The sequence below is a fragment of the Pseudonocardia endophytica genome (assembly GCF_004339565.1).
Lineage (GTDB): Bacteria > Actinomycetota > Actinomycetes > Mycobacteriales > Pseudonocardiaceae > Pseudonocardia > Pseudonocardia endophytica.
In genome coordinates this window covers 1,310,369-1,329,029 of sequence record NZ_SMFZ01000001.1, presented here as the reverse complement: position 1 = coordinate 1,329,029, position 18,661 = coordinate 1,310,369, and the positions used below count along the sequence as shown (strand labels likewise).

The following is an 18,661-nucleotide window of genomic DNA, read 5'->3' as shown; positions in this document are numbered from 1 at the left end:
AAATCACAGAGTCGCTCTCGTACGTTCAGCCGGTCCTAGTTGCCACCGTTTGGACGCTCCCCACATGAAATCTCGGATCGACTGGGTGGACGCCGCGAAAGGCATGTCCATCCTGCTGGTGGTCCTGCACCACGTGGTGATCCTCATGGAGCCACACGGGTTGATCCCCGGGCCGGTGTCGGCCGTGAACTCCGCGATGGCCTCGCTGCGGATGCCGCTGTTCTTCCTGGCGTCGGGCCTGTTCGCCGCGGCCCCGCTGGCCGCGTCGTGGCGGACGCTGCTGCACAAGCGCGTCGCGTTCTTCCTGTACCTGTTCGTGCTGTGGACGATCCTGCAGTCGATCGTCTTCATGTGGGTCCTGCCCGCCGACGTTCTGCCGCCGGACTCGCCGCTGACCTGGGTCGACGTCGCCTGGGAGGCACTGCTGCCCGGACCGGCGATGTGGTTCCTCTACGCGCTGGCCGTGTTCTCGATCGTCGGGAAGCTCGTCCGCCGTACCCCGGCGTGGGCGCAGCTCGTCGTGTCCGGCGTGCTGTGCGCCGCGGTCGGGGCCGGGATGCTCACGTTCGAGAGCTTCGCCTGGACGTTCATGGCCCGGTACCTGTTCTTCTTCCTGCTCGGCGTGCACGTCCGGACGGTCGTGGAGACCGTGGCCGAGCGGAGCTCGCTGCTGCTGTGCGTCGGCGGCGGCGCCCTGTGCGGGCTGACGGCGGGCGCATCGGTGGCCCTGGGCCTGCGCGAGGTGTTCGGCGTGGCGTTCCTGCTCAACGTCGTCGCCGTGACGTTCGGCGTGCTGCTCGCCGGCCACCTCAGCCGCTTCCGGCTGTTCATGCCACTGGTCGTGCTCGGGCGCAACACGCTGCCGGTCTACCTGACGAACGTGCTCGTCGTGTCCGCCGTGGTGGCCGTGACCCGGCACCTCCCGCTGCCGCAGACGGTCGGCTGGGTCGTGCCGCCGATCCTCGCCGTGCTGGTCACCGGCTTCACGCTGCTGGGCACCGAGGCGCTGCGATGGGCCGGAGCGTCGTGGCTGTTCGCGCTGCCCCGCTTCCTCGCCCACCGGCCCGCCCCGACGCCGGCTCCGGCGCCCGAGCCTTCCCCGGTGTGGACGCCCGCGGTGCTGCCCACGACGGAGACCGGGCGGCACCGGCTGCAAGCGGCGGGCCGGATGCCGCCGGAGCCCGTGCTCTCCGGAGTGGGCACCGACCTCGCCGGGCCGCCGACCGGTCCGGTCGTCCCGGACAGGATCCCCGGACGCTGGCAGGCGCGTCGCGACGCGTTCCGGGACGGGCGCAGTGCGTTCTGGGACACCGACGACTGGACGGCCAGCGCGCGCCCGACCGTCCTGATGAAGCCGGTCCGGGGCTGAGGCGGTACCGGTCGCGCCTCAGCGGACCCGCTCGCCGTACACCCGGGACACCCGCAGCGTCATCAGCACGCGGCGGTCGGCGACCATGGTGGCCCGGTACTCGTCCCAGTCGGGGTGCTCGCCCGCCGCGGCCCGGTAGTACGCGACGAGCGCGTCGACCTCCGGCGAGTCCGGCGAGTCGCCTGGTCCGACGAGCTCGGCCGTGCCCTCGGCGGTGGCCCAGCCCCACCCGTCGGAGCTCGTGACCTCGAGCGCGGTGCGCGGGTCGCGGCGCAGGTTCGCGGTCTTCGCGCGGCCCTCGGTCATCGAGACCTGGATCGTGCCGGCGTCGCGGTCGTAGAACGGGGTGACCGGGGACAGCTGCGGCCGTCCGTCGGACTTGAGCGTCGCGAGAACGCCGAGACGGGACTCGGCCAGCAGATCGTGCGGATCGAAGCTCATGTCGACACGAACCCCGGCGACGCGTGCACGCATTCCGAGAACCCGGAGGTGTCGCGCGCAGTGTGCTCGCTACCCTTCCGAGCGTGTTCACCCGGATGTCGTCGCTGTTCCTTCGCACCCTGCGCGAGGACCCGGCCGACGCGGAGGTGCCCAGCCACAAGCTGCTGGTCCGCGCCGGCTACGTCCGTCGCGTCGCCCCGGGCGTCTACTCCTGGCTGCCGCTGGGCCTGAAGGTGCTCCGACGGGTCGAGAACGTGGTGCGCGAGGAGATGGACGCCATGGGCGGCCAGGAGATCCTCTTCCCGGCGCTGCTGCCCCGCGAGCCGTACGAGGCGACGAACCGGTGGACCGAGTACGGCCCGGCGATCTTCCGGATGAAGGACCGCAAGGGCAACGACTACCTGCTCGGCCCCACCCACGAGGAGCTGTTCACGCTCGCGGTGAAGGGCGAGTACTCGTCGTACAAGGACTTCCCGGTCACGCTGTACCAGATCCAGACGAAGTACCGGGACGAGGAGCGGCCCCGCGCCGGCATCCTGCGCGGACGCGAGTTCGTGATGAAGGACTCGTACTCGTTCGACCTCACCGACGAGGGCCTGTCCGAGTCCTACGCGAACCACCGCGCCACCTATGTGCGGATCTTCGACCGGCTCGACCTCGAGTACGTGATCGTGAAGGCGACGTCCGGCGCGATGGGCGGGTCGGCGTCCGAGGAGTTCCTCGCCGTGTCCGACACGGGCGAGGACACCTACGTGCGCGCGCCCGGCGGGTACGCGGCGAACGTCGAGGCGGTCACGACGCCGGCGCCGCCCGCCCTGCCGCTGGACGGGCTCCCGGCCGCGCAGGTCCACCACACGCCGGACACACCGACGATCGAGACGCTCGTCGACTTCCTCAACGCGCACACCGCCGACCGGACGTTCACCGCGGCGGACACGCTGAAGAACGTCATGGTCAAGATCCGGCAGCCCGGTCAGAAGGACTGGGAGCTGCTCGGCGTCGGCGTGCCCGGCGACCGCGAGGTCGACATGAAGCGGCTCGAGGCGTCGCTGGACCCGGCCGAGGTCGCGCTGCTGGAGGAGTCCGACTTCGCCCGCAACGCGTTCCTCACCAAGGGCTACATCGGACCCGGTGCGCTGGCCGCCAACGGCGTCCGGTTCCTCGTCGACCCGCGGATCGTGACCGGCACGGCGTGGGTGACCGGTGCGGACAAGGCCGACCACCACGTCGTCGACCTCGTCGCGGGCCGGGACTTCACTCCGGACGGCACGATCGAGGCCGCCGAGGTGCGCGCGGGCGACCCGTCGCCGGACGGAAGCGGTGTGCTCGAGGCCGCCCGTGGCATGGAGATCGGGCACATCTTCCAGCTCGGCCGCAAGTACGCGGACGCGTTCTCGCTCGACGCGCTGGGGCCGGACTCGAAGCCGATCCGGATCACGATGGGCTCCTACGGGATCGGCGTGTCCCGGCTGGTCGCCGCCATCGCCGAGCAGACCCACGACGACTCCGGGCTGGTCTGGCCGCGCACGGTGTCGCCGTTCGACCTGCACGTCGTCGTCGCGGGGAAGAACGACGAGCTGATCGCGGGCGGCGAGGAGCTGGCCGCCGAGCTGGACGCACAGGGCCTGTCGGTGCTGCTCGACGACCGCAAGGCGTCTCCGGGCGTCAAGTTCGCCGACGCCGAGCTCGTCGGGGTCCCGACGATCGTCGTGGTCGGTCGCGGGCTCGCATCCGGGACGATCGAGGTCAAGGACCGTGCCTCCGGCGAGCGGACCGAGATCCCGCGCGAGGGCGCCGCGGCGCATCTGGCCGGGCTGGTCCGCGGCTGAGCGTTCACAGGATCCGCACAGACCGGGCACAGCGGTCGCCGCGGGACGCCCGGGACGCTGGGTGACATGAGCACCCGACACCCGCACGACGACTTCGGCGGCATCTCCCGGGACCTGCCGCGCCTGCTCGGGCGGCGCCGGTTCCTCGCCCTGCTGGGCGGAGCCGGCGCGGTCGCCGTGGCCGGGTGCTCCGGTCCCGGACAGCCGCCCGGCGGTGGGGGAGCCGGCGGCGGCGAACAGGTCGCCGCCGGGACGATCCCGTCCGAGACGGCCGGCCCCTACCCCGGGGACGGCTCGAACGGGCCCAACGTGCTCGACGACGCCGGTGTCGTCCGCCGCGACATCCGGTCGAGCTTCGGCGGGACGGCGGCGACGGCCGAGGGCGTGCCGATGACGATCGCGCTCACGCTGACCCGCGGCGGCGCGCCGATGGCCGGCGCGGCCGTCTACGCGTGGCAGTGCGACCGCGACGGCAACTACTCGCTCTACGCCGACGGGCTGGAGGACGTGAACTACCTGCGCGGCGTGCAGGTCGCGGACTCCGCAGGGAAGCTGGAGTTCCAGAGCATCGTGCCGGCCTGCTACGACGGCCGGTGGCCACACGTGCACGTCGAGGTCTACTCGTCCCCGGCGGACGCGACGAGCTCGGGCAACGCCGTCCGCACGACGCAACTCGCCCTGCCGAAGGACATGTGCGACACCGTGTACGCCACGCCCGGGTACGAGCAGAGCGTCCGCAATCTGTCCCGCGTCAGCCTTGACTCGGACATGGTGTTCTCCGACGGCCACGATCTCCAGGTCGCGACCGTCACCGGCACCGTCTCCGCCGGCTACACGGCGTCCCTGGCGGTGCCGCTGTAGTCGGGCCGGCTTCTGCCCGTGGGATGCGGTAGAGGTGGGTGTGTCCGGTCGGGGTGGTGGTCAGCACGCCCTCCTCGACCCGCTCCACCTGCCAGTCCGGCAGCTCGCGCAGCAGGTTGTGGAACTGGCAGGTGCCGCGGCCGAGGTCGAACGTGGTGGGTCCGCCGTCGGCGGACCGGATGATGTGGTCGATCTCGCGGGCGGGTGCGTCGCAGTAGGCCTCGGTGCAGCGCCATCGGTCCCGGGCTCGGATGAGTTCGGCGAGGAATCCGGTGAACTGCCGGCGTCGGGAGTCGCCGCCGATCACGATCCCGGCCGTCGTGAGGAGCCTGCGCCAGGCCTTCTTGCCTGTCGTGGTGGTGATGAGATCGGCTGGGACGGGTCCGCATCCGGGGATCTCGGCCGGGAGTGGGCTGTCGGGGTCGATCAGCGCCTGGATCGGTACGACGATCTGGATCTCGATGTTGACGTCGTCGGCGTGGGTTTGGCCGGTGAGGCGTTCGACGAGAGTGTCCGCCATGACCTGCCCACGCGAGCGCGTCAGTGGTGCCGGGTCGACGGAGATCTCGGTGAACGCCTTCTGCAGGGCGGCCAGGCAGGCGGCGCCCTGTTCTGCGGGCAGGTGGGCGGTCAGGTCGGTCATGCCGTCGGCGGCGGGGCGCAGGGTGACCCGTCGTCCGGTGCGGGCGGCGGCGCAGCGGGCCCGGAACTTCCCGGGCGCGACCTGCGTGGCGAGCCGTTTCGCGAGTTCGCGTAGTTTCCCGACGCCGCGCCCGTCGCGGCCGTTGACGCCGTCGGCGCGCAGGAGCCGATCCACTTCGGAGCGTTCGGTGCGGTCGAGGTGGGAGGTCTCGGCAACGATGGCGCGGATCTTGTGCGCGGACAGGTCACCGGCGTGACCGAGGCTGCGGATGTGGTCGAGGCCCTCGTGCAGATCGCGGGCGACCCGCACTCTTGTCCGTCCCTCGGTCGGTGACACGCGGCAGACGAGCCCCACCTGAGCGGCGATCGTGCGCTGGATCTTCTCCGGCTCGGTCAGTCCGCGGTGGATCTGGTGTGCGGCCTCGGCGCGGGCGAACAGCAGTGTCTTCTCGGCCTGGACGGCGTCGAGGCTGCTCTTGAGTGCTTCGAGTGCGCCGATCTCGTCGATCAGTGCAGCTCGGCTGGTCGGCTCGGGTGCCGTGCAGGACCGGACGAGCTCGTCGATCCCGGCTCGGATGGTCGCCAGAGCGGACTGGGCGCGGGCGCCGATGCTCGGGGTGGGACCCGAGCTGTCGTGGTCGGCGACTGCGGTCATACTCCGACGATACTAGAACGTATGTTCGAAAACAAGGCCTTGAGCTGCGCACCAACCCCCTAGGGCTTGCGCATCGGGGTGCGCAAGCGGCGGCGCGCCACCGCAGCCCGGTCCCGGCTCCGTGGCCGTGTCGCATGCGCACTCCGTAGCCCCGGATCGGCTCGACTGGTCCGAGCCGCCGAGCCGCCGAGCCGCCGAGCCGCCGAGCCGCCGAGCCGTCGAGCCGTCGAGCCGTCGAGCCGTCGAGCCGCCGAGCCGCCGAGCCGCCGAGCCGCCGAGCCGCCGAGCCGCCGAGCCGCCGAGCTACTGCGCGGTTGAGCTGCGTCGCTGTGGCCGCGACCGTGACCTCGCGGTGTAGTGCGAGTCGATCCCGGCCGCCGTAGTGGCCACAGCCGTCCCGTCTGCGTGCCTTGCCGCCCCGGCATGTAGTCGGCGCCCGCGGTTGCGTGCCCGGCGGATGCCTCACCGATCGCACACGCCGCCGTCGAAACCGGCCTTCGACGTGCGAGTTACGAGCGCGTCGCTGCTGAGAGTGAGAACCCGCGGTATCTGTTCCCTCGCCGACGGTCGCCCGTCAGATCACCCCGTCGAGAGGGCCGCGGTGTCCATGACACGGACGAGCTCGTCGCGGGTGACCGGAGCAGGTTGCGGCGGTCCACCGCGCAGGTCACCGGACACGATCAGGACCGCAGCCCCGATCGAGCCGTCGGGGGCGGTCGTGCGGGGCACGACGAGCACCTGCACCGTCGCGTCCGTGGCGCGGCAGCCACCCGAGCCGTCGGTGCGGACGGTCGCCTCGACGCGGCTGCCGGTCACGGTGGACAGCTCGCGCTCGCTCGGCGTCCCGACCGCCACCTGCGGCCCCGCGTCGGGGTAGAGCGCCTCTCCGGAGCCGCGGGCGAATGCCGTCGCAGCCTGGTCCAGTCCGACGTTCGCCGGGACCGCGATCAGCGCGGACGCCGCGACCGCCCGGGGGAACCGTCCGTCCTTGCACGAGTACTCGCCGAACTGTCCCGCTGTGCCGAACGGGACACCGAACACCGTCAGCGGGGGCGCTCCCGGCGCAGGTGGGGTCCAGCTGTCGGGCACGGCGAGCTCGTAGCCCGGCGATGCCGCGGTCCGGAACCCTTCCGGCGGGCCGCCGGTGAGCTGCCGGTATCCGACGTAGCCGAGCCCGGCGACGAGGACCGCCACCACGAGCAGGACGACGGGCAGCCGTCGTAGCCGCCCGGTCGCCGTGGAGGCCTCCGGCCGCCGGGGAGGAGCGGTCGCCCGGGAGTCGGACCGCATCGACACCCGGGCCGGAACCCGGGGCGGCAGGGGCCGTCCGGGCGGTGGTCCGCCGCGACCGGGAGGCCGGGCGGACGGGACGCCGCCCGGGGGCGGGGTGCTCGGAGGAGTCGTCGCCGGGTCGCCGAGCGGCGGTGTCCATCCCGGAGGCGGTGTGCCCCGGCGTGGATCCGCGCTCGGGGTCCGTCCCGGTGCGAGCGGCGGCGCGGAGTCGACCGCAGTGGACGCGGCCGGGTCGTTCGCGGTGTGCGACGGCGCGCCGGTCGGCGGCCCGGCGGTGGCGGTGCCGGTCGTGGGGGACATGCCGTCGGTACTCGCGCTCGGCCGGTCCTCGTGCCGCGGCGCGGTGCCCTGGGGTCCGGCGGCGGTGTCGTCGGCCGCGGAGGGGGCCGCGGAGGGGTTCGCGGCCACACCGGCGGACGTGGCGTCCGGACGGTCCACATCGGACGTGGACTCGCTCGGGCCGGTCGTGTCGTCGATCGTGTTCGTACCGGATCTGTCCGGTGTCACCGTCCCCGCCGGCTCGGCGGAGACGTCCCGTGGAGTGCCGCCGCTGACCGGTGCGGCCTGGAGCGGGCGTGCCGTCGCGCCATCGTCGGCCGTCGGCTCGCCGACGCCGGGCGGACGACTCGCGTCGTCCGCGGCCGATGTGTCGCCGGTGCCGGGCGTGGTGCCCGTGCCGTCCGGGCCGACCGTCGTGGCGGGGTCGTCGGCATGCCCGGGCCGGGATGTCGCGTCGTCGTCGCCGGCCGCGTGGGCAGTGGCCGGGGCGTGGGCAGTGGCCGCTGTGTCGGCGGTGGCCGGAGCGTCGGCGGCGGCCGAGGTGTGGGCAGTGGCCGGAGCGTCGGCGGTGGCCGGGGCGTCGGCGGCTGCAGTGTCAGCCTCCGCGGAGTCCTCGGCTCGCCCCGAGGCACCGGTCGATGCGCCCGGCTCGCCACCCTGCATGCGAGACGGCGGGCCCGTCGACGGCATCACGGGACGGGCTGGTCCGGTCGCGGAGACCGCGCCCGCCGGCGGGTGGGCGGGCGCGGCGTCGGGCCGAGAGGGCTCGGGTGCGACGCCGGCCTCGGAGGGGGTGCGGCCGGGCCCGGCGTCCGGCCGGGAGGGACGGCTCCGCCCGGTCACCGGTGTGCGGGGAGTGGGGTCCGGCGCGACACGGTCGTCGGGCGACGACCCCGTCGCGGTCGTCGGCATCCACGGTGCGGTCGGTGGCGGTGTCGAGGTGGACGGCGCTGGGTCCGACGGCCGGCCGACGGGGGTGACCGGCTCGAACAACTGCGACGACGTGAACCGGTCCGCCGGCTCCGGCGTCCGCGCCGGCCCCGCGGGGCGGGCCGGGTCGAACATCCGGGACGGGGGGCCGTACCCCGACGCAGGTGGGGCGGCCCCTGAGGAAGCCTGCTCGCCCCGTCCCGGGGGCATGCTGTTCGGCGGCACGGCAGGCGGGGACGTGCGCGACACCATCGTCACCCGGGCCGGGACCACCGGCGGGATCGGTGCCCGCGGCGCGTCGGTCGATCCGCCGTCGTCCATCCGGGCGGAGCTTTCCGGCGCCTGCCCTGGTCCGACCGGAACATCGGATGCTCCACCCGGGGGCCGCTGGTTGCCCACTGTCACGGTCCACAGAGTAAACGGGGGGTCCGGACGCTTTCTCAGCGACGTGTCGTCCGCGTTCAGTGTGCGTCGGTGAGGAGCGACAACCGCACGGAGCGCGTCGGGTTGTCGCCGTTCGTGTCGACCAGGCAGATCGACTGCCACGTGCCCAGCGCGGGCCTCCCGTCGATCACCGGGATCGACATCGATGGCGCGACGATCGCCGGCAGCACGTGATCGCGTCCGTGCCCGGGGCTGCCGTGCCGGTGCCCCCAGCGGTCGTCGGCCGGCAGCAGGTCGCGCAGTGCGGCCAGGAGGTCGGTGTCGCTGCCTGCCCCCGTCTCGATCACGGCGACGCCGGCCGTGGCGTGCGGCACGAACACGTTGAGCAGGCCGTTCACCGAGGAACCCTTGTCCTGCAGGTACTCCTGGATCTCACGCGTCAGGTCGACCACCGTCTCCGACGACCCGGTCCGGACCTCGATCAGCTCGCTGTACACGGCGTCCGAGGCTAGCGTCGAGGCCGTGCGCGCGTTCGGCCAGGACTTCCGGGCAGGCCCCGGGTATCTGAACACCGCCAGCATCGGTCTCCCGCCCGCCGTCGCGGCGGAGGCCGTCGCCGACGCCGTCGCGGACTGGGCGACCGGCCGGGCCCGTCCTCCGTCGTTCGACGGCGCCGTGGAGACCGCCAGGGCCGGGTTCGCCGCGCTCATCGGTGTCGCGGCCGACCGCGTGGCCTGCGGGTCGACGGTCTCGGCGCTCGTCGGGCTCCTCGCCGCGAGCGTCCCGGACGGCACCCGCGTCCTCGTCGTGGCGGGCGAGTTCGGGAGCGTCACGCACCCGTTCGCGGTGCAGGTCCGCGGTGTGACCGTGACCGAGGTCCCGCCGGACCGGCTGGGCGAGCTCGCGCCGGCGTACGACCTGGTGGCTGTGTCGGTCGTGCAGTCGGCCGACGGGCGGATCGCGGACCTCGACGCGCTCCGGGCGGCCCACGACGGCGGCACCCGCGTGCTGCTCGACGTCACGCAGGCGGCCGGCTGGCTGCCGCTGCGGCTGGACTGGGCGGACGCCGTGGTCGGCGCCGGCTACAAGTGGCTGCTCTGCCCGCGCGGTTCCTCCTGGCTGGCACTGCACCCGTCGTGGACCTCCGATCCGACGTGGACGCCGGTGCCGCACGCCGCGGGCTGGTACGGCAACCGGGACCGCTGGGGCGACCTGTACACGCTCGGCCCGCCGCGCGCGGACGGTCCGGCCGGGCTGGACACGTCCCCGGACTGGCTCAGCCAGGTCGGCGCCGCGGTGACGCTCCCGTGGCTGGCCGGGCTGGACGCGGAACAGGTGCGGGCGCACTGCGTGGGCCTGGCGGACTCGTTGCGCGAGCGGCTCGGCATGGCGCCCGCCGGGTCGGCGATCGTGGCCGTGGACCGTCCGGGCGCGGCCGAACGCCTGACCGGCGCCGGGCTCGTCGTGGCCTCGCGGGCGGGTGCGGCGCGGGTGTCGTTCCACCTCGCCAACACCGGCGACGACGTCGACCGCGCCGCGCGTGCGATCGAGGACCGGTAGCGCTCAGCCGCGGCCGGGGAACACCGGCACGGCGGGGGACCGGTCGGTCACGCCGCGCCAGAACGTCAGGCGCCCGGTCGAGTCGACCATCGCCCGCAGCCCGATCGCGCGCAGCTGGGTCGAGGTCGACCGCTCCAGCAGCGAGCGCCACGCCGCGACCGTGTCCGTCTCCGCCGCCACCAGCAGTGCACCGGCGCTCACGGCGTCGACGACCGGCTGCGGCGGCGAGTACGCCGGCTGCGCGGAGACCGGCCGCTTGCCGATCTGGGACAGCTGCGCGGTCGCGAAGCTGCGCAGTTGCTTGTGCCCCTCGAGATCGCTGCGGACGCGCGGCTCCTGGTCCGGCGGCACGAACGCCGTCGCCAACGAGAACGCCCAGATCGCGGCGTGCTCGCTCGCGAGCGCCCGTTGCAGCGCCTCCGCCGCGACGTCGGTGATCCCCGAGTCGTCACCCTGGTCCTGAGCCGGGTTCATGTCAGCACCATCGTCATGTCAGCACCGTCGTCATGTCAGCACCGTCGCATAGGCGGCGCAGCACGCCGCGACCTCGGCCACCAGCCCCACCCGGGACACCGACGTGCCGGCGACGGCCTGCGCGGCGGAGCGGGCCGACGCGGTCACCGCGTCCCGGATCCGCCCCAGGTCGACGTTCTGCGGCGCCGCCCCGGACACCGTCTCCGGCGGTGGCGTGGTGCGCCCGCCTGCGGTGTCCAGCGCGCCCGCGTGGGCGATCCGCGCGGCACGCAGCGGCTCGAGGCGCCCGGACAGTCCCGGGTCGGCGGTCACCGCGGCGACGACGAGCGCCGCGTCCGCACGTGCCTGGTCGGCGAGTGCGAGCAGGGCGGCCGGGTCGCCGTCGTCGGAGCCGGTGCCGGACGTGCAGGAGGCCAGCACCGGGGGGAGTGCGACGACGCCGGCGCAGGCCGCGAGCATCCTGCGCCGGGACAGCGCGGTGCCCGATACATGGCGCATCCGGTCCCTCACGTCCGGTCATCCTGCCAGCCGCCCCGCGGCCCGGGAGCCGGACCTCCTCCACGCCGGAGCACCCGGATCACCCGCGGGCCGACGCGCTACGCTGACCGGCCGGTCGTCCTGCGTGTCCGCGCGGCACCGGCGATCCCCTGACGGGCCAGAAAGACGAGGAGAATCCGATGCCGAGCCCGGACACCGAGCGGCTCACCGGGCAGCTGCGCGGCGTACTGGAACCGGTCGTCACGGCCGCCGGTTTCGAGCTGGACGCGGTCGAGGTCCGCGCCGCCGGGCGACGGCACGCGGTGACCGTGGTGGTGGACCGCCCGGACGACGCGCCGACGGAGAACGTCGGGCTCGACGACGTCGCGCAGCTGAGCCGCTCGGCCGCCGCCGAGCTGGACGGCCACGAGCACCTGATCGGCGGCTCGTACACGCTCGAGGTCACCTCGCCGGGCGTCGACCGGCCGCTGACCCGGCCGCGGCACTGGCGGCGCGCCTGGCTGCGGCTGGCCTCGATCCGCCTGACCGACGGCTCCGAGCTGACCGCCCGGGTCGGGCGCGCGGACGACGACGGTGTCCGGGTCGCGACCACCGGCAAGCGGCCGGAGCTGCGCGACCTCGGCTACGGCGAGATCGCGGGCGCCCGCGTCGAGGTGGAGTTCCGGGACCCCCCGAAGGCCGAGGTCGCCCTGCTCGACCCGAGCTCCGGGACCTCGGCGAACGGGGAGGAGGACCGATGAACGTCGACATCCCGGCGCTGCGGGCGATCGAGCAGGACAAGGACATCCCGTTCGAGACGGTCATCGAGGCGATCGAGACCGCCCTGCTCACCGCGTACAAGCACTCCGACGGCCACCACGACGACGCGCGGATCGACATCGACCGCAAGACCGGCGTCGTGCGCGTGATGGCCCGTGACTCCTCCGACGCGTCCGAGGACGGCACCCCCGGGCCGGAGTTCGACGACACCCCGGAGGGCTTCGGCCGGATCGCCGCGACCACCGCCCGTCAGGTGATCCTGCAGCGCCTGCGCGACGCCGAGCACGAGCGCACCTACGGCGAGTTCGCCACGAAGGAGGGCGAGATCGTCGCCGGCATGGTCCAGCGCGACGCCAGGGCGAACGCGAGAGGCACCGTCGTCGTCTCGCTGGGCGGCCAGACCGAGGGCGTGCTGCCCGCGGCCGAGCAGGTGCCCGGTGAGACCTACCGGCACGGGGAACGCCTGCGCTGCTACGTGATCGGTGTCAACCGCGGCTCGCGCGGGACGCAGATCACGCTGTCCCGCACGCACCCGAACCTGGTGCGCAAGCTGTTCGCGCTCGAGGTGCCCGAGCTGAACGACGGGTCGGTCGAGATCGTGTCGGTCGCGCGCGAGGCCGGGTTCCGCTCCAAGATCGCGGTGCGCTCGACCCGGTCCGGCCTGAACGCGAAGGGCGCGTGCATCGGCCCGATGGGAGCGCGGGTGCGCGGCGTGATGAGCGAGCTGCTCGGCGAGAAGATCGACATCATCGACTGGTCCGACGACCCGGCCGAGTTCGTCGGCAATGCACTGTCGCCGTCCAAGGTCGTGTCGGTGACGGTGCTCGACGAGCGCGCGCGGATCGCCCGCGTCGTCGTCCCGGACTTCCAGCTGTCGCTGGCCATCGGCAAGGAGGGGCAGAACGCCCGTCTCGCCGCCCGGCTGACCGGCTGGAAGATCGACATCCGCAGCGACGCCGACCCGCGCACGTCGCAGACCGCGCCGTCGCCGGACGACAGCTCCCCGACGGAGCCGGTCGCCTGAGTGGGAAGCGACCCTTCTGCGCTACACTCGGTGAAGGTCCGCCGTCGGCGGCCGGAACTCCCGTACACCCGAACGGCTCCCGTCCGGACATGTGTGGGATGCCGGAGCCGGGAGCTGGCCACCGATCTGTTGCGTGTGGTCGCGGTGAAGGGGCGCCTGGTCCCGGATCCGCGCCGACGCCTCCCCGGACGGGGTGCCTGGTTGCACCCGGTGCGGCGGTGCCTCGATCGGGCCGAGCGTCGCTCGGCGTTCACCCGCGCGCTGCGCGTGCCGGGACCGTTGGACGCCACCGAGGTGCGGGCCCGGCTGCAGGACGGAGAAGGCCCCCGGCAGGATGGGGGCCACAGCATCACCCGGAGCCGGGGAACCCCGGGTCCGACACCGGAAGAGAGCACGGTCGACCAGTCATGAGCCAGCAGTGAAGATCGCACCATGAACGTGCTTCGTCACTAGGCCAGAGGTCGTGCGGGTCCGCCGCCCGACCTCCGAGTACGAACAAGGAGATCAGTGGCAGGCAAGGCCCGCGTCCATGAGCTCGCCAAGGAGCTCGGCGTCAGCAGCAAGCAGGTCCTGAGCAAGCTCCAGGACCTCGGGGAGTTCGTGAAGTCCCCGTCCTCCACCGTCGAGGCCCCCGTCGCGCGCAAGCTGCGCGACGCGATGGCAGGCGGCGGTTCCTCGTCCGGCAACGGCAACGGTCAGCGCCGTGGCGTCCCGGGTGGCGAGCGCCCCCGTGGCGGCGGCCCGGCCCCGCGTCGCACCGGCGGGAGCGGCGCGCCGTCGCCGTCCCGTCCGACGCCGAAGCCCGGTCCGTCCGGCGGCGCGCCCAAGCCCGGCCCGACGCCCGGCGCGCCGAAGCCCGGCCCCGGCGGAGCGCCGAAGCCCGGTCCGCGTCCGCAGGCCCCGGCGCCCGCGGCTCCGGAGACCCCGGCCGCCCCGGCGGCCAGTGCCGCTCCGGCCCCCGCGCCGGAGCAGCAGCGTCCGGCCGCTCCGGCTCCGGGCCAGGAGCGTCCCGGCGCGCCGAAGCCCGGCCCGCGCCCCGGTTCGAACGAGCAGGAGCCGTCCGGCGACCGTGGTCAGGCCCGTCCGGGTCAGGACGGCGACCGTCAGCGGCCGTCCGGCGGTGGGTCCGACTCGTCGGCCACGCGTCCGGCCGGACCCAAGCCCGGCCCGCGCCAGCCGCGCGTCGGCAACAACCCGTTCGGTGTCGGCCAGGGCGCCCCGCCGCGGCCGTCCGCGCCCCGCCCCGGTCCGCCCGCCCAGCAGGGCGGCGGCAACCAGGGCGGCGGCCAGGGTGGTCAGGGTGGTCAGGGCGGTCAGGGTGGTCAGCCGGCCGCTCCGGCGGCGCAGGGTGGTCAGGCGCCTCCGCGTCCCGCCCAGCGTCCCGGCGGTGAGGCCGGCCGCGGTGGTCCGCGTCCGTCGCCCGGCAACATGCCTCCGCGTCCGAACCCGGGCATGATGCCCGCGCGTCCGGCCGCGGGACGTCCCGGCGGCGGTGGCCCCGGCGGCGGTCGCGGTGGTCCCGGTGGCGGCCGTGGCGGTCCCGGTGGCGGTCGCGGTGGTCCCGGTGGCGGTCGCGGTGGTCCCGGTGGCGGCGGCGGTGGCTTCCGCCCCGGTGGCGGCGGTGGTCCCGGTGGCGGCGGTGCTCCGCCCGCAGGCGGTGGCTTCCGCGGTCGCCCGGGTGGTGGCGGCGCGCGTGGCCGCGGCGGTGCCGCGGGTGCGTTCGGCCGTCCCGGCGGTCCGGCGCGGCGGGGTCGCAAGTCGAAGCGGCAGAAGCGGCAGGAGTACGACGCCATGCAGGCGCCGTCGGTCGGCGGCGTCCGTCTGCCCAAGGGCGGCGGCGAGACGATCCGGCTCCCGCGCGGTTCGTCGCTCACCGACTTCGCCGAGAAGATCAACGCCAACCCGGCGTCGCTGGTCCAGGTGCTGTTCCACCTGGGCGAGATGATCACGGCGACGGCGTCGGTCTCGGACGAGATCCTCGAGCTGCTCGGCCAGGAGATGAACTACAACATCCAGGTCGTCAGCCCGGAGGAGGAGGACCGGGCGCTGCTCGAGTCCTTCGACATCGACTTCGGTGATCCGGGTGACGAGGACGCCCTGGCGGCCCGTCCGCCGGTGGTGACCATCATGGGTCACGTCGACCACGGTAAGACGCGACTGCTGGACACGATCCGCAAGACCAACGTCCGCGAGGGCGAGGCCGGCGGCATCACCCAGCACATCGGCGCCTACCAGGTCGAGACCGAGGTCGACGGCAACGAGCGGGAGATCACGTTCATCGACACCCCGGGTCACGAGGCGTTCACCGCCATGCGTGCCCGCGGTGCGAAGGCCACCGACATCGCGGTCATCGTGGTGGCGGCGGACGACGGCGTGATGCCCCAGACCGTGGAGTCGATCAACCACGCCCAGGCGGCCGACCTGCCGATCGTGGTCGCGGTGAACAAGATCGATGTCGAGGGCGCCAACCCGCAGAAGGTCCGCCAGCAGCTGACCGAGTACAACCTGGTGGCCGAGGAGTACGGCGGCGAGACGATGTTCGTCGACATCTCGGCACGCCAGGGGACCAACATCGAGCAGCTGCTCGAGGCGATCGTCCTGACCGCGGACGCGTCGCTGGATCTGCGGGCGAACCCCGACATGGACGCCCAGGGCGTCACGATCGAGGGTCACCTGGACCGCGGCCGCGGCCCGGTCGCGACGGTCCTGGTCCAGCGCGGCACGCTCCGCGTCGGGGACTCGGTCGTCGCGGGCGACGCGTCCGGCCGTGTCCGGCGGATGATCGACGAGCTCGGCAACGACGTGGAGGAGGCCCTCCCGTCGCGGCCCGTGCAGGTCATCGGCCTGACGTCGGTGCCGGGTGCGGGCGACACGTTCCTCGTCGTCGACGAGGACCGGGTGGCCCGCCAGATCGCCGACCGTCGGCGCGCGCGTGAGCGCAACGCCGAGCTGGCGAGCCGTCGCAAGCGCGTCAGCCTGGAGGATCTGGACGCCGCGCTGAAGGAGACGAACACCCTCAACCTGATCATCAAGGGTGACAACTCGGGTACCGTCGAGGCACTCGAGGACGCCCTGATGAAGCTGGACGTGGGCGAGGACGTCGAGCTCCGGGTGATCCACCGCGGCGTCGGCGGCATCACCGAGGGCGACATCAACCTCGCCATCGCGGACAACGTCATCGTCATGGGCTTCAACGTCCGTGCCGAGGGCAAGGCCACGGAGCTGGCCAACCGCGAGGGCGTGGAGATCCGCTACTACTCGGTGATCTACCAGGCGATCGAGGAGATCGAGCAGGCCCTGAAGGGCATGCTCAAGCCGGAGTACGAGGAGGTCGAGCTCGGACGGGCGGAGGTCCGCGAGGTCTTCAAGTCCTCCAAGTTCGGCACGATCGCCGGCTGCCTGGTCATGGGTGGCGAGATCCGCCGCAACGCCCGCGCCCGTCTCATGCGGGACTCGACGGTGATCCACGAGAACCTGCCGGTCAGCTCGCTACGGCGGTTCAAGGACGACGTGGTCGAGGTCCGCGAGGGCTACGAGTGCGGTCTGACGCTCGGGAGCTACTCCGACATCAAGGTCGGAGACGTGATCGAGACGTTCGAGATGCGCGAGAAGCCGCGCGCCTGATCCGTCCGAGCGTCCCGGCTCCGGAGGTACCGCCGACCTGGTGGTGGCCCGGAGCCGGGGCGTGTCAGGCTGGGTGCGTGTTCGTGGGCGCGCTGGAGTGTGACGTCCTGCTCGGCGACGTGCGGTCGTTGAAGCAGAAGAGGGCGGTCGTCCGGCCGGTGCTGGCCGACCTTCGTCGCTTCGAGGTGGCCGCCGCCGAGGCCGGACACCTCGACCTGCACCGCAGGGCGCTGCTCGGTGTCAGCTGCGTCGCCGCCGACGCCGGGCACGTGACGGCGTTGCTGGAACGGTGCGAGCGGCTGGTCGCCGCCCGCCCCGAGCTGGAGCTGCTGTCGGTGCGGCACCGGATGCTCGGGCCGGAGGACTGAGCACGGAGCCTGCCGGAGCTGCGCATCGGTACTGAGGAGGGAACTACATGGTCGACCACGCGCGCGCCCGCAAGCTGGCGAAGCGGATCTCGCAGATCGTCGCGGAGGCACTCGAGCACGAGGTCAAGGATCCGCGGCTGTCCATGGTGACGATCACCGACGCCCGCGTGACCGGTGACCTCCGTGAGGCCACCGTGTTCTACACGGTGCTCGGGTCCTCGGTGGACGCCGCGCCGGACGCGGCCGGCGCGGCCGCGGCGTTGGCCAGCGCCACCGGCGTCCTGCGCAGCCGGGTCGGTCAGCAGACCGGCATCCGGCACACGCCGAGCCTCGCGTTCGTCGCCGACGAGGTGCCGGACGAGGCCCGCCGGATGGAGGAGCTGCTGGCCCGTACCAGGGAGTCCGACGCCGAGGTCGCGCGTCTGGCGGCGGGCGCAACGCCCGCGGGCGACGCCGACCCGTACCGCGCCCCGCGTGAGGACGCAGCCGACCTGGACTGAACAGGGGCTGCGTCACATGGCCGGTGCGACCACGCCGGAGGCGCTATCCTCGCCGGAACCGGATGCGGCCGCCGCAGGGCGGGGTGAGCCCTGGTGGCCGGGAGCACCGGTCGCGACTGACGGGGGTTGGTCCGAGATGCGCCCGGATCCGGGAGCGGTGGACGCGGGCGGCGCCGCCGCGCTGCTGCGAGACGCGTCGGACGTGCTCGTCCTCGGCCATGTCGGGCCGGACCCGGACACGCTCGGCTGCGCGGTATCGGTCGCGACGGCGATGCGCAGGCGCGGCGTTCCCGCGGTGGTCGCGGTCGGGGACCCGGGGCCGATCGCGGACCGGCTGCGCACGCTCGACCCGGACGGGATCGTCGTACACGCGGCTGACGCCCCGCCCTCGCCGGACCTCCTGGTCTGCTGCGACGCGTCGGAGCGCCGCCGCCTCGGATCGCTGGCCGACCGCCTGGACACGGCGGGCGCGTCGCTCGTCATCGACCACCATGTCTCGTTCGTCCCGTTCGGCACCCACCAGTTCGTCGACCCGACGGCGCCGGCGACCGTCACGCTCGTCCGGCAGGTGCTGGCCGAGCTCGGGGAGCCGCTGGACGCCAACCAGGCCAGCGCCCTGTTCGCCGGCCTGTACACCGACACCGGCGGGTTGCGGGCAGGCGGCGCCCCGACGTTGCGGCTCGCGGCCGAGCTCGTCGAGGCGGGGGCCGAGCCGGCGTCGCTGATGCGGGGCCTGAACGGCGACCGGCCGTTCGGGTGGCTCGCCGCGCTCGCGACGATCCTGGCCGGCGCGCACCGCGAGCCGGACGCGGTCGCAGGCGCCGGGCTCGTCTGGGCCAGGGTGGACGCCGCGACGGCGGGCCGGTTCGGTGAGCAGGTCGGCTCCGTGATGGGCCAGCTGGCGGCCACGGCCGGCCATGGCGTCGCGGCACTGCTCACCGAGTGCCAGGACGGGACGTGGTCGGTCTCACTGCGCGGTACCGGCCGCCCCGATCTCTCCGCGGTCGCGCGGCGGCTGGGCGGGGGCGGGCACCGCGGCGCCGCGGGCGCTGAGCTGGGCGGGACGGCCGACGGTGTGCTGGAGGCGCTGCGTGAGGCGCTGGTGGCGGAGACGGTCGGGCAGGGGACGTGACGCCGGACCGGGTCGAGCGTCGCCGCTGCCGGGGCCGTA

General features: G+C 73.8%; 18 protein-coding genes. 12 read left to right on the top strand and 6 right to left on the bottom strand.

Features of this window, described 5'->3' with window-relative positions:
- Window positions 1-64: 64 nt before the first annotated feature.
- The gene (locus EV378_RS05845; RefSeq protein WP_132421682.1) at window positions 65-1,369 is read left to right on the top strand and encodes an acyltransferase family protein; all 1,305 of its coding nucleotides are present in this window, start codon (window positions 65-67) and stop codon (window positions 1,367-1,369) included.
- A gap of 18 nt (window positions 1,370-1,387) precedes the next feature.
- Here EV378_RS05845 and EV378_RS05840 read toward each other — a convergent pair whose 3' ends face one another.
- Complete coding sequence (locus EV378_RS05840; protein ID WP_132421681.1) at window positions 1,388-1,810, bottom strand: PPOX class F420-dependent oxidoreductase; 423 nt, start codon at window positions 1,808-1,810, stop codon at window positions 1,388-1,390.
- Window positions 1,811-1,893: 83 nt separating this feature from the next.
- Between EV378_RS05840 and EV378_RS05835 the strand changes: the two genes are divergently transcribed.
- The gene (locus tag EV378_RS05835; protein WP_132421680.1) at window positions 1,894-3,639 is read left to right on the top strand and encodes a proline--tRNA ligase; all 1,746 of its coding nucleotides are present in this window, start codon (window positions 1,894-1,896) and stop codon (window positions 3,637-3,639) included.
- A 66-nt stretch (window positions 3,640-3,705) separates the two neighbouring features.
- Window positions 3,706-4,500: a dioxygenase family protein gene (locus EV378_RS05830; RefSeq protein ID WP_132421679.1), complete on the top strand. Its 795-nt coding sequence runs from the start codon at window positions 3,706-3,708 to the stop codon at window positions 4,498-4,500.
- Here EV378_RS05830 and EV378_RS05825 read toward each other — a convergent pair.
- Together EV378_RS05825 and EV378_RS05815 are read right to left on the bottom strand one after the other, a co-directional pair.
- A complete protein-coding gene (locus EV378_RS05825; protein WP_132421678.1) occupies window positions 4,448-5,797 on the bottom strand; it encodes an HNH endonuclease in 1,350 nt (449 codons plus the stop codon). The two genes, EV378_RS05830 and EV378_RS05825, sit on opposite strands and share 53 nt — an antisense overlap.
- 579 nt (window positions 5,798-6,376) lie before the next feature.
- Window positions 6,377-7,087 carry a DUF8017 domain-containing protein gene (locus EV378_RS05815; protein ID WP_132421676.1) on the bottom strand — a complete coding sequence of 237 codons (711 nt, stop codon included), beginning with the start codon at window positions 7,085-7,087 and terminating at the stop codon, window positions 6,377-6,379.
- Window positions 7,088-7,307: 220 nt separating this feature from the next.
- Between EV378_RS05815 and EV378_RS05810 the strand changes: the two genes are divergently transcribed.
- Window positions 7,308-8,777: a hypothetical protein gene (locus EV378_RS05810; RefSeq protein ID WP_132421675.1), complete on the top strand. Its 1,470-nt coding sequence runs from the start codon at window positions 7,308-7,310 to the stop codon at window positions 8,775-8,777.
- On the opposite strand, the gene EV378_RS05805 is transcribed toward EV378_RS05810, so the two are convergent.
- Window positions 8,761-9,180 (bottom strand): secondary thiamine-phosphate synthase enzyme YjbQ, encoded by a 420-nt coding sequence (locus EV378_RS05805; protein ID WP_207908583.1) that lies wholly within the window; start codon window positions 9,178-9,180, stop codon window positions 8,761-8,763. The genes EV378_RS05810 and EV378_RS05805 overlap by 17 nt on opposite strands.
- 25 nt (window positions 9,181-9,205) lie before the next feature.
- On the opposite strand from EV378_RS05805, the gene EV378_RS05800 reads away from it, so the two are divergent.
- Window positions 9,206-10,243 (top strand): aminotransferase class V-fold PLP-dependent enzyme, encoded by a 1,038-nt coding sequence (locus EV378_RS05800; RefSeq protein ID WP_132421673.1) that lies wholly within the window; start codon window positions 9,206-9,208, stop codon window positions 10,241-10,243.
- Window positions 10,244-10,246: 3 nt separating this feature from the next.
- Here EV378_RS05800 and EV378_RS05795 read toward each other — a convergent pair whose 3' ends face one another.
- Window positions 10,247-10,717, bottom strand: coding sequence for a ferritin-like domain-containing protein (locus EV378_RS05795; RefSeq protein WP_132421672.1), 471 nt, complete (start codon window positions 10,715-10,717; stop codon window positions 10,247-10,249).
- 30 nt (window positions 10,718-10,747) lie between these two features.
- Complete coding sequence (locus EV378_RS05790; protein ID WP_132421671.1) at window positions 10,748-11,215, bottom strand: hypothetical protein; 468 nt, start codon at window positions 11,213-11,215, stop codon at window positions 10,748-10,750.
- Between the two features lie 179 nt (window positions 11,216-11,394).
- Here EV378_RS05790 and rimP point away from each other — a divergent pair, with 179 nt between their 5' ends.
- The 7 genes from rimP (at window position 11,395) to EV378_RS05755 (ending at window position 18,622) form a co-directional block, all read left to right on the top strand.
- On the top strand, window positions 11,395-11,955 hold the full coding sequence (gene rimP, locus EV378_RS05785; RefSeq protein WP_132421670.1) for a ribosome maturation factor RimP: 561 nt from the start codon (window positions 11,395-11,397) through the stop codon (window positions 11,953-11,955).
- Window positions 11,952-12,998, top strand: coding sequence for a transcription termination factor NusA (nusA, locus tag EV378_RS05780; protein WP_132421669.1), 1,047 nt, complete (start codon window positions 11,952-11,954; stop codon window positions 12,996-12,998). The genes rimP and nusA overlap by 4 nt, the downstream gene beginning before the upstream one ends.
- Window positions 12,999-13,409: a YlxR family protein gene (locus EV378_RS05775; RefSeq protein ID WP_424511205.1), complete on the top strand. Its 411-nt coding sequence runs from the start codon at window positions 12,999-13,001 to the stop codon at window positions 13,407-13,409.
- A 96-nt stretch (window positions 13,410-13,505) separates the two neighbouring features.
- Window positions 13,506-16,622, top strand: a complete 3,117-nt coding sequence (gene infB, locus EV378_RS05770; RefSeq protein WP_132421667.1) for a translation initiation factor IF-2 — start codon at window positions 13,506-13,508, stop codon at window positions 16,620-16,622.
- A gap of 77 nt (window positions 16,623-16,699) precedes the next feature.
- Window positions 16,700-16,990 (top strand): DUF503 domain-containing protein, encoded by a 291-nt coding sequence (locus tag EV378_RS05765; protein WP_132421666.1) that lies wholly within the window; start codon window positions 16,700-16,702, stop codon window positions 16,988-16,990.
- 47 nt (window positions 16,991-17,037) lie between these two features.
- A complete protein-coding gene (gene rbfA / locus EV378_RS05760) occupies window positions 17,038-17,490 on the top strand; it encodes a 30S ribosome-binding factor RbfA (RefSeq protein WP_132421665.1) in 453 nt (150 codons plus the stop codon).
- 136 nt (window positions 17,491-17,626) lie between these two features.
- Window positions 17,627-18,622: a DHH family phosphoesterase gene (locus EV378_RS05755; RefSeq protein WP_165922156.1), complete on the top strand. Its 996-nt coding sequence runs from the start codon at window positions 17,627-17,629 to the stop codon at window positions 18,620-18,622.
- The last annotated feature ends 39 nt before the right edge of the window (window positions 18,623-18,661 follow it).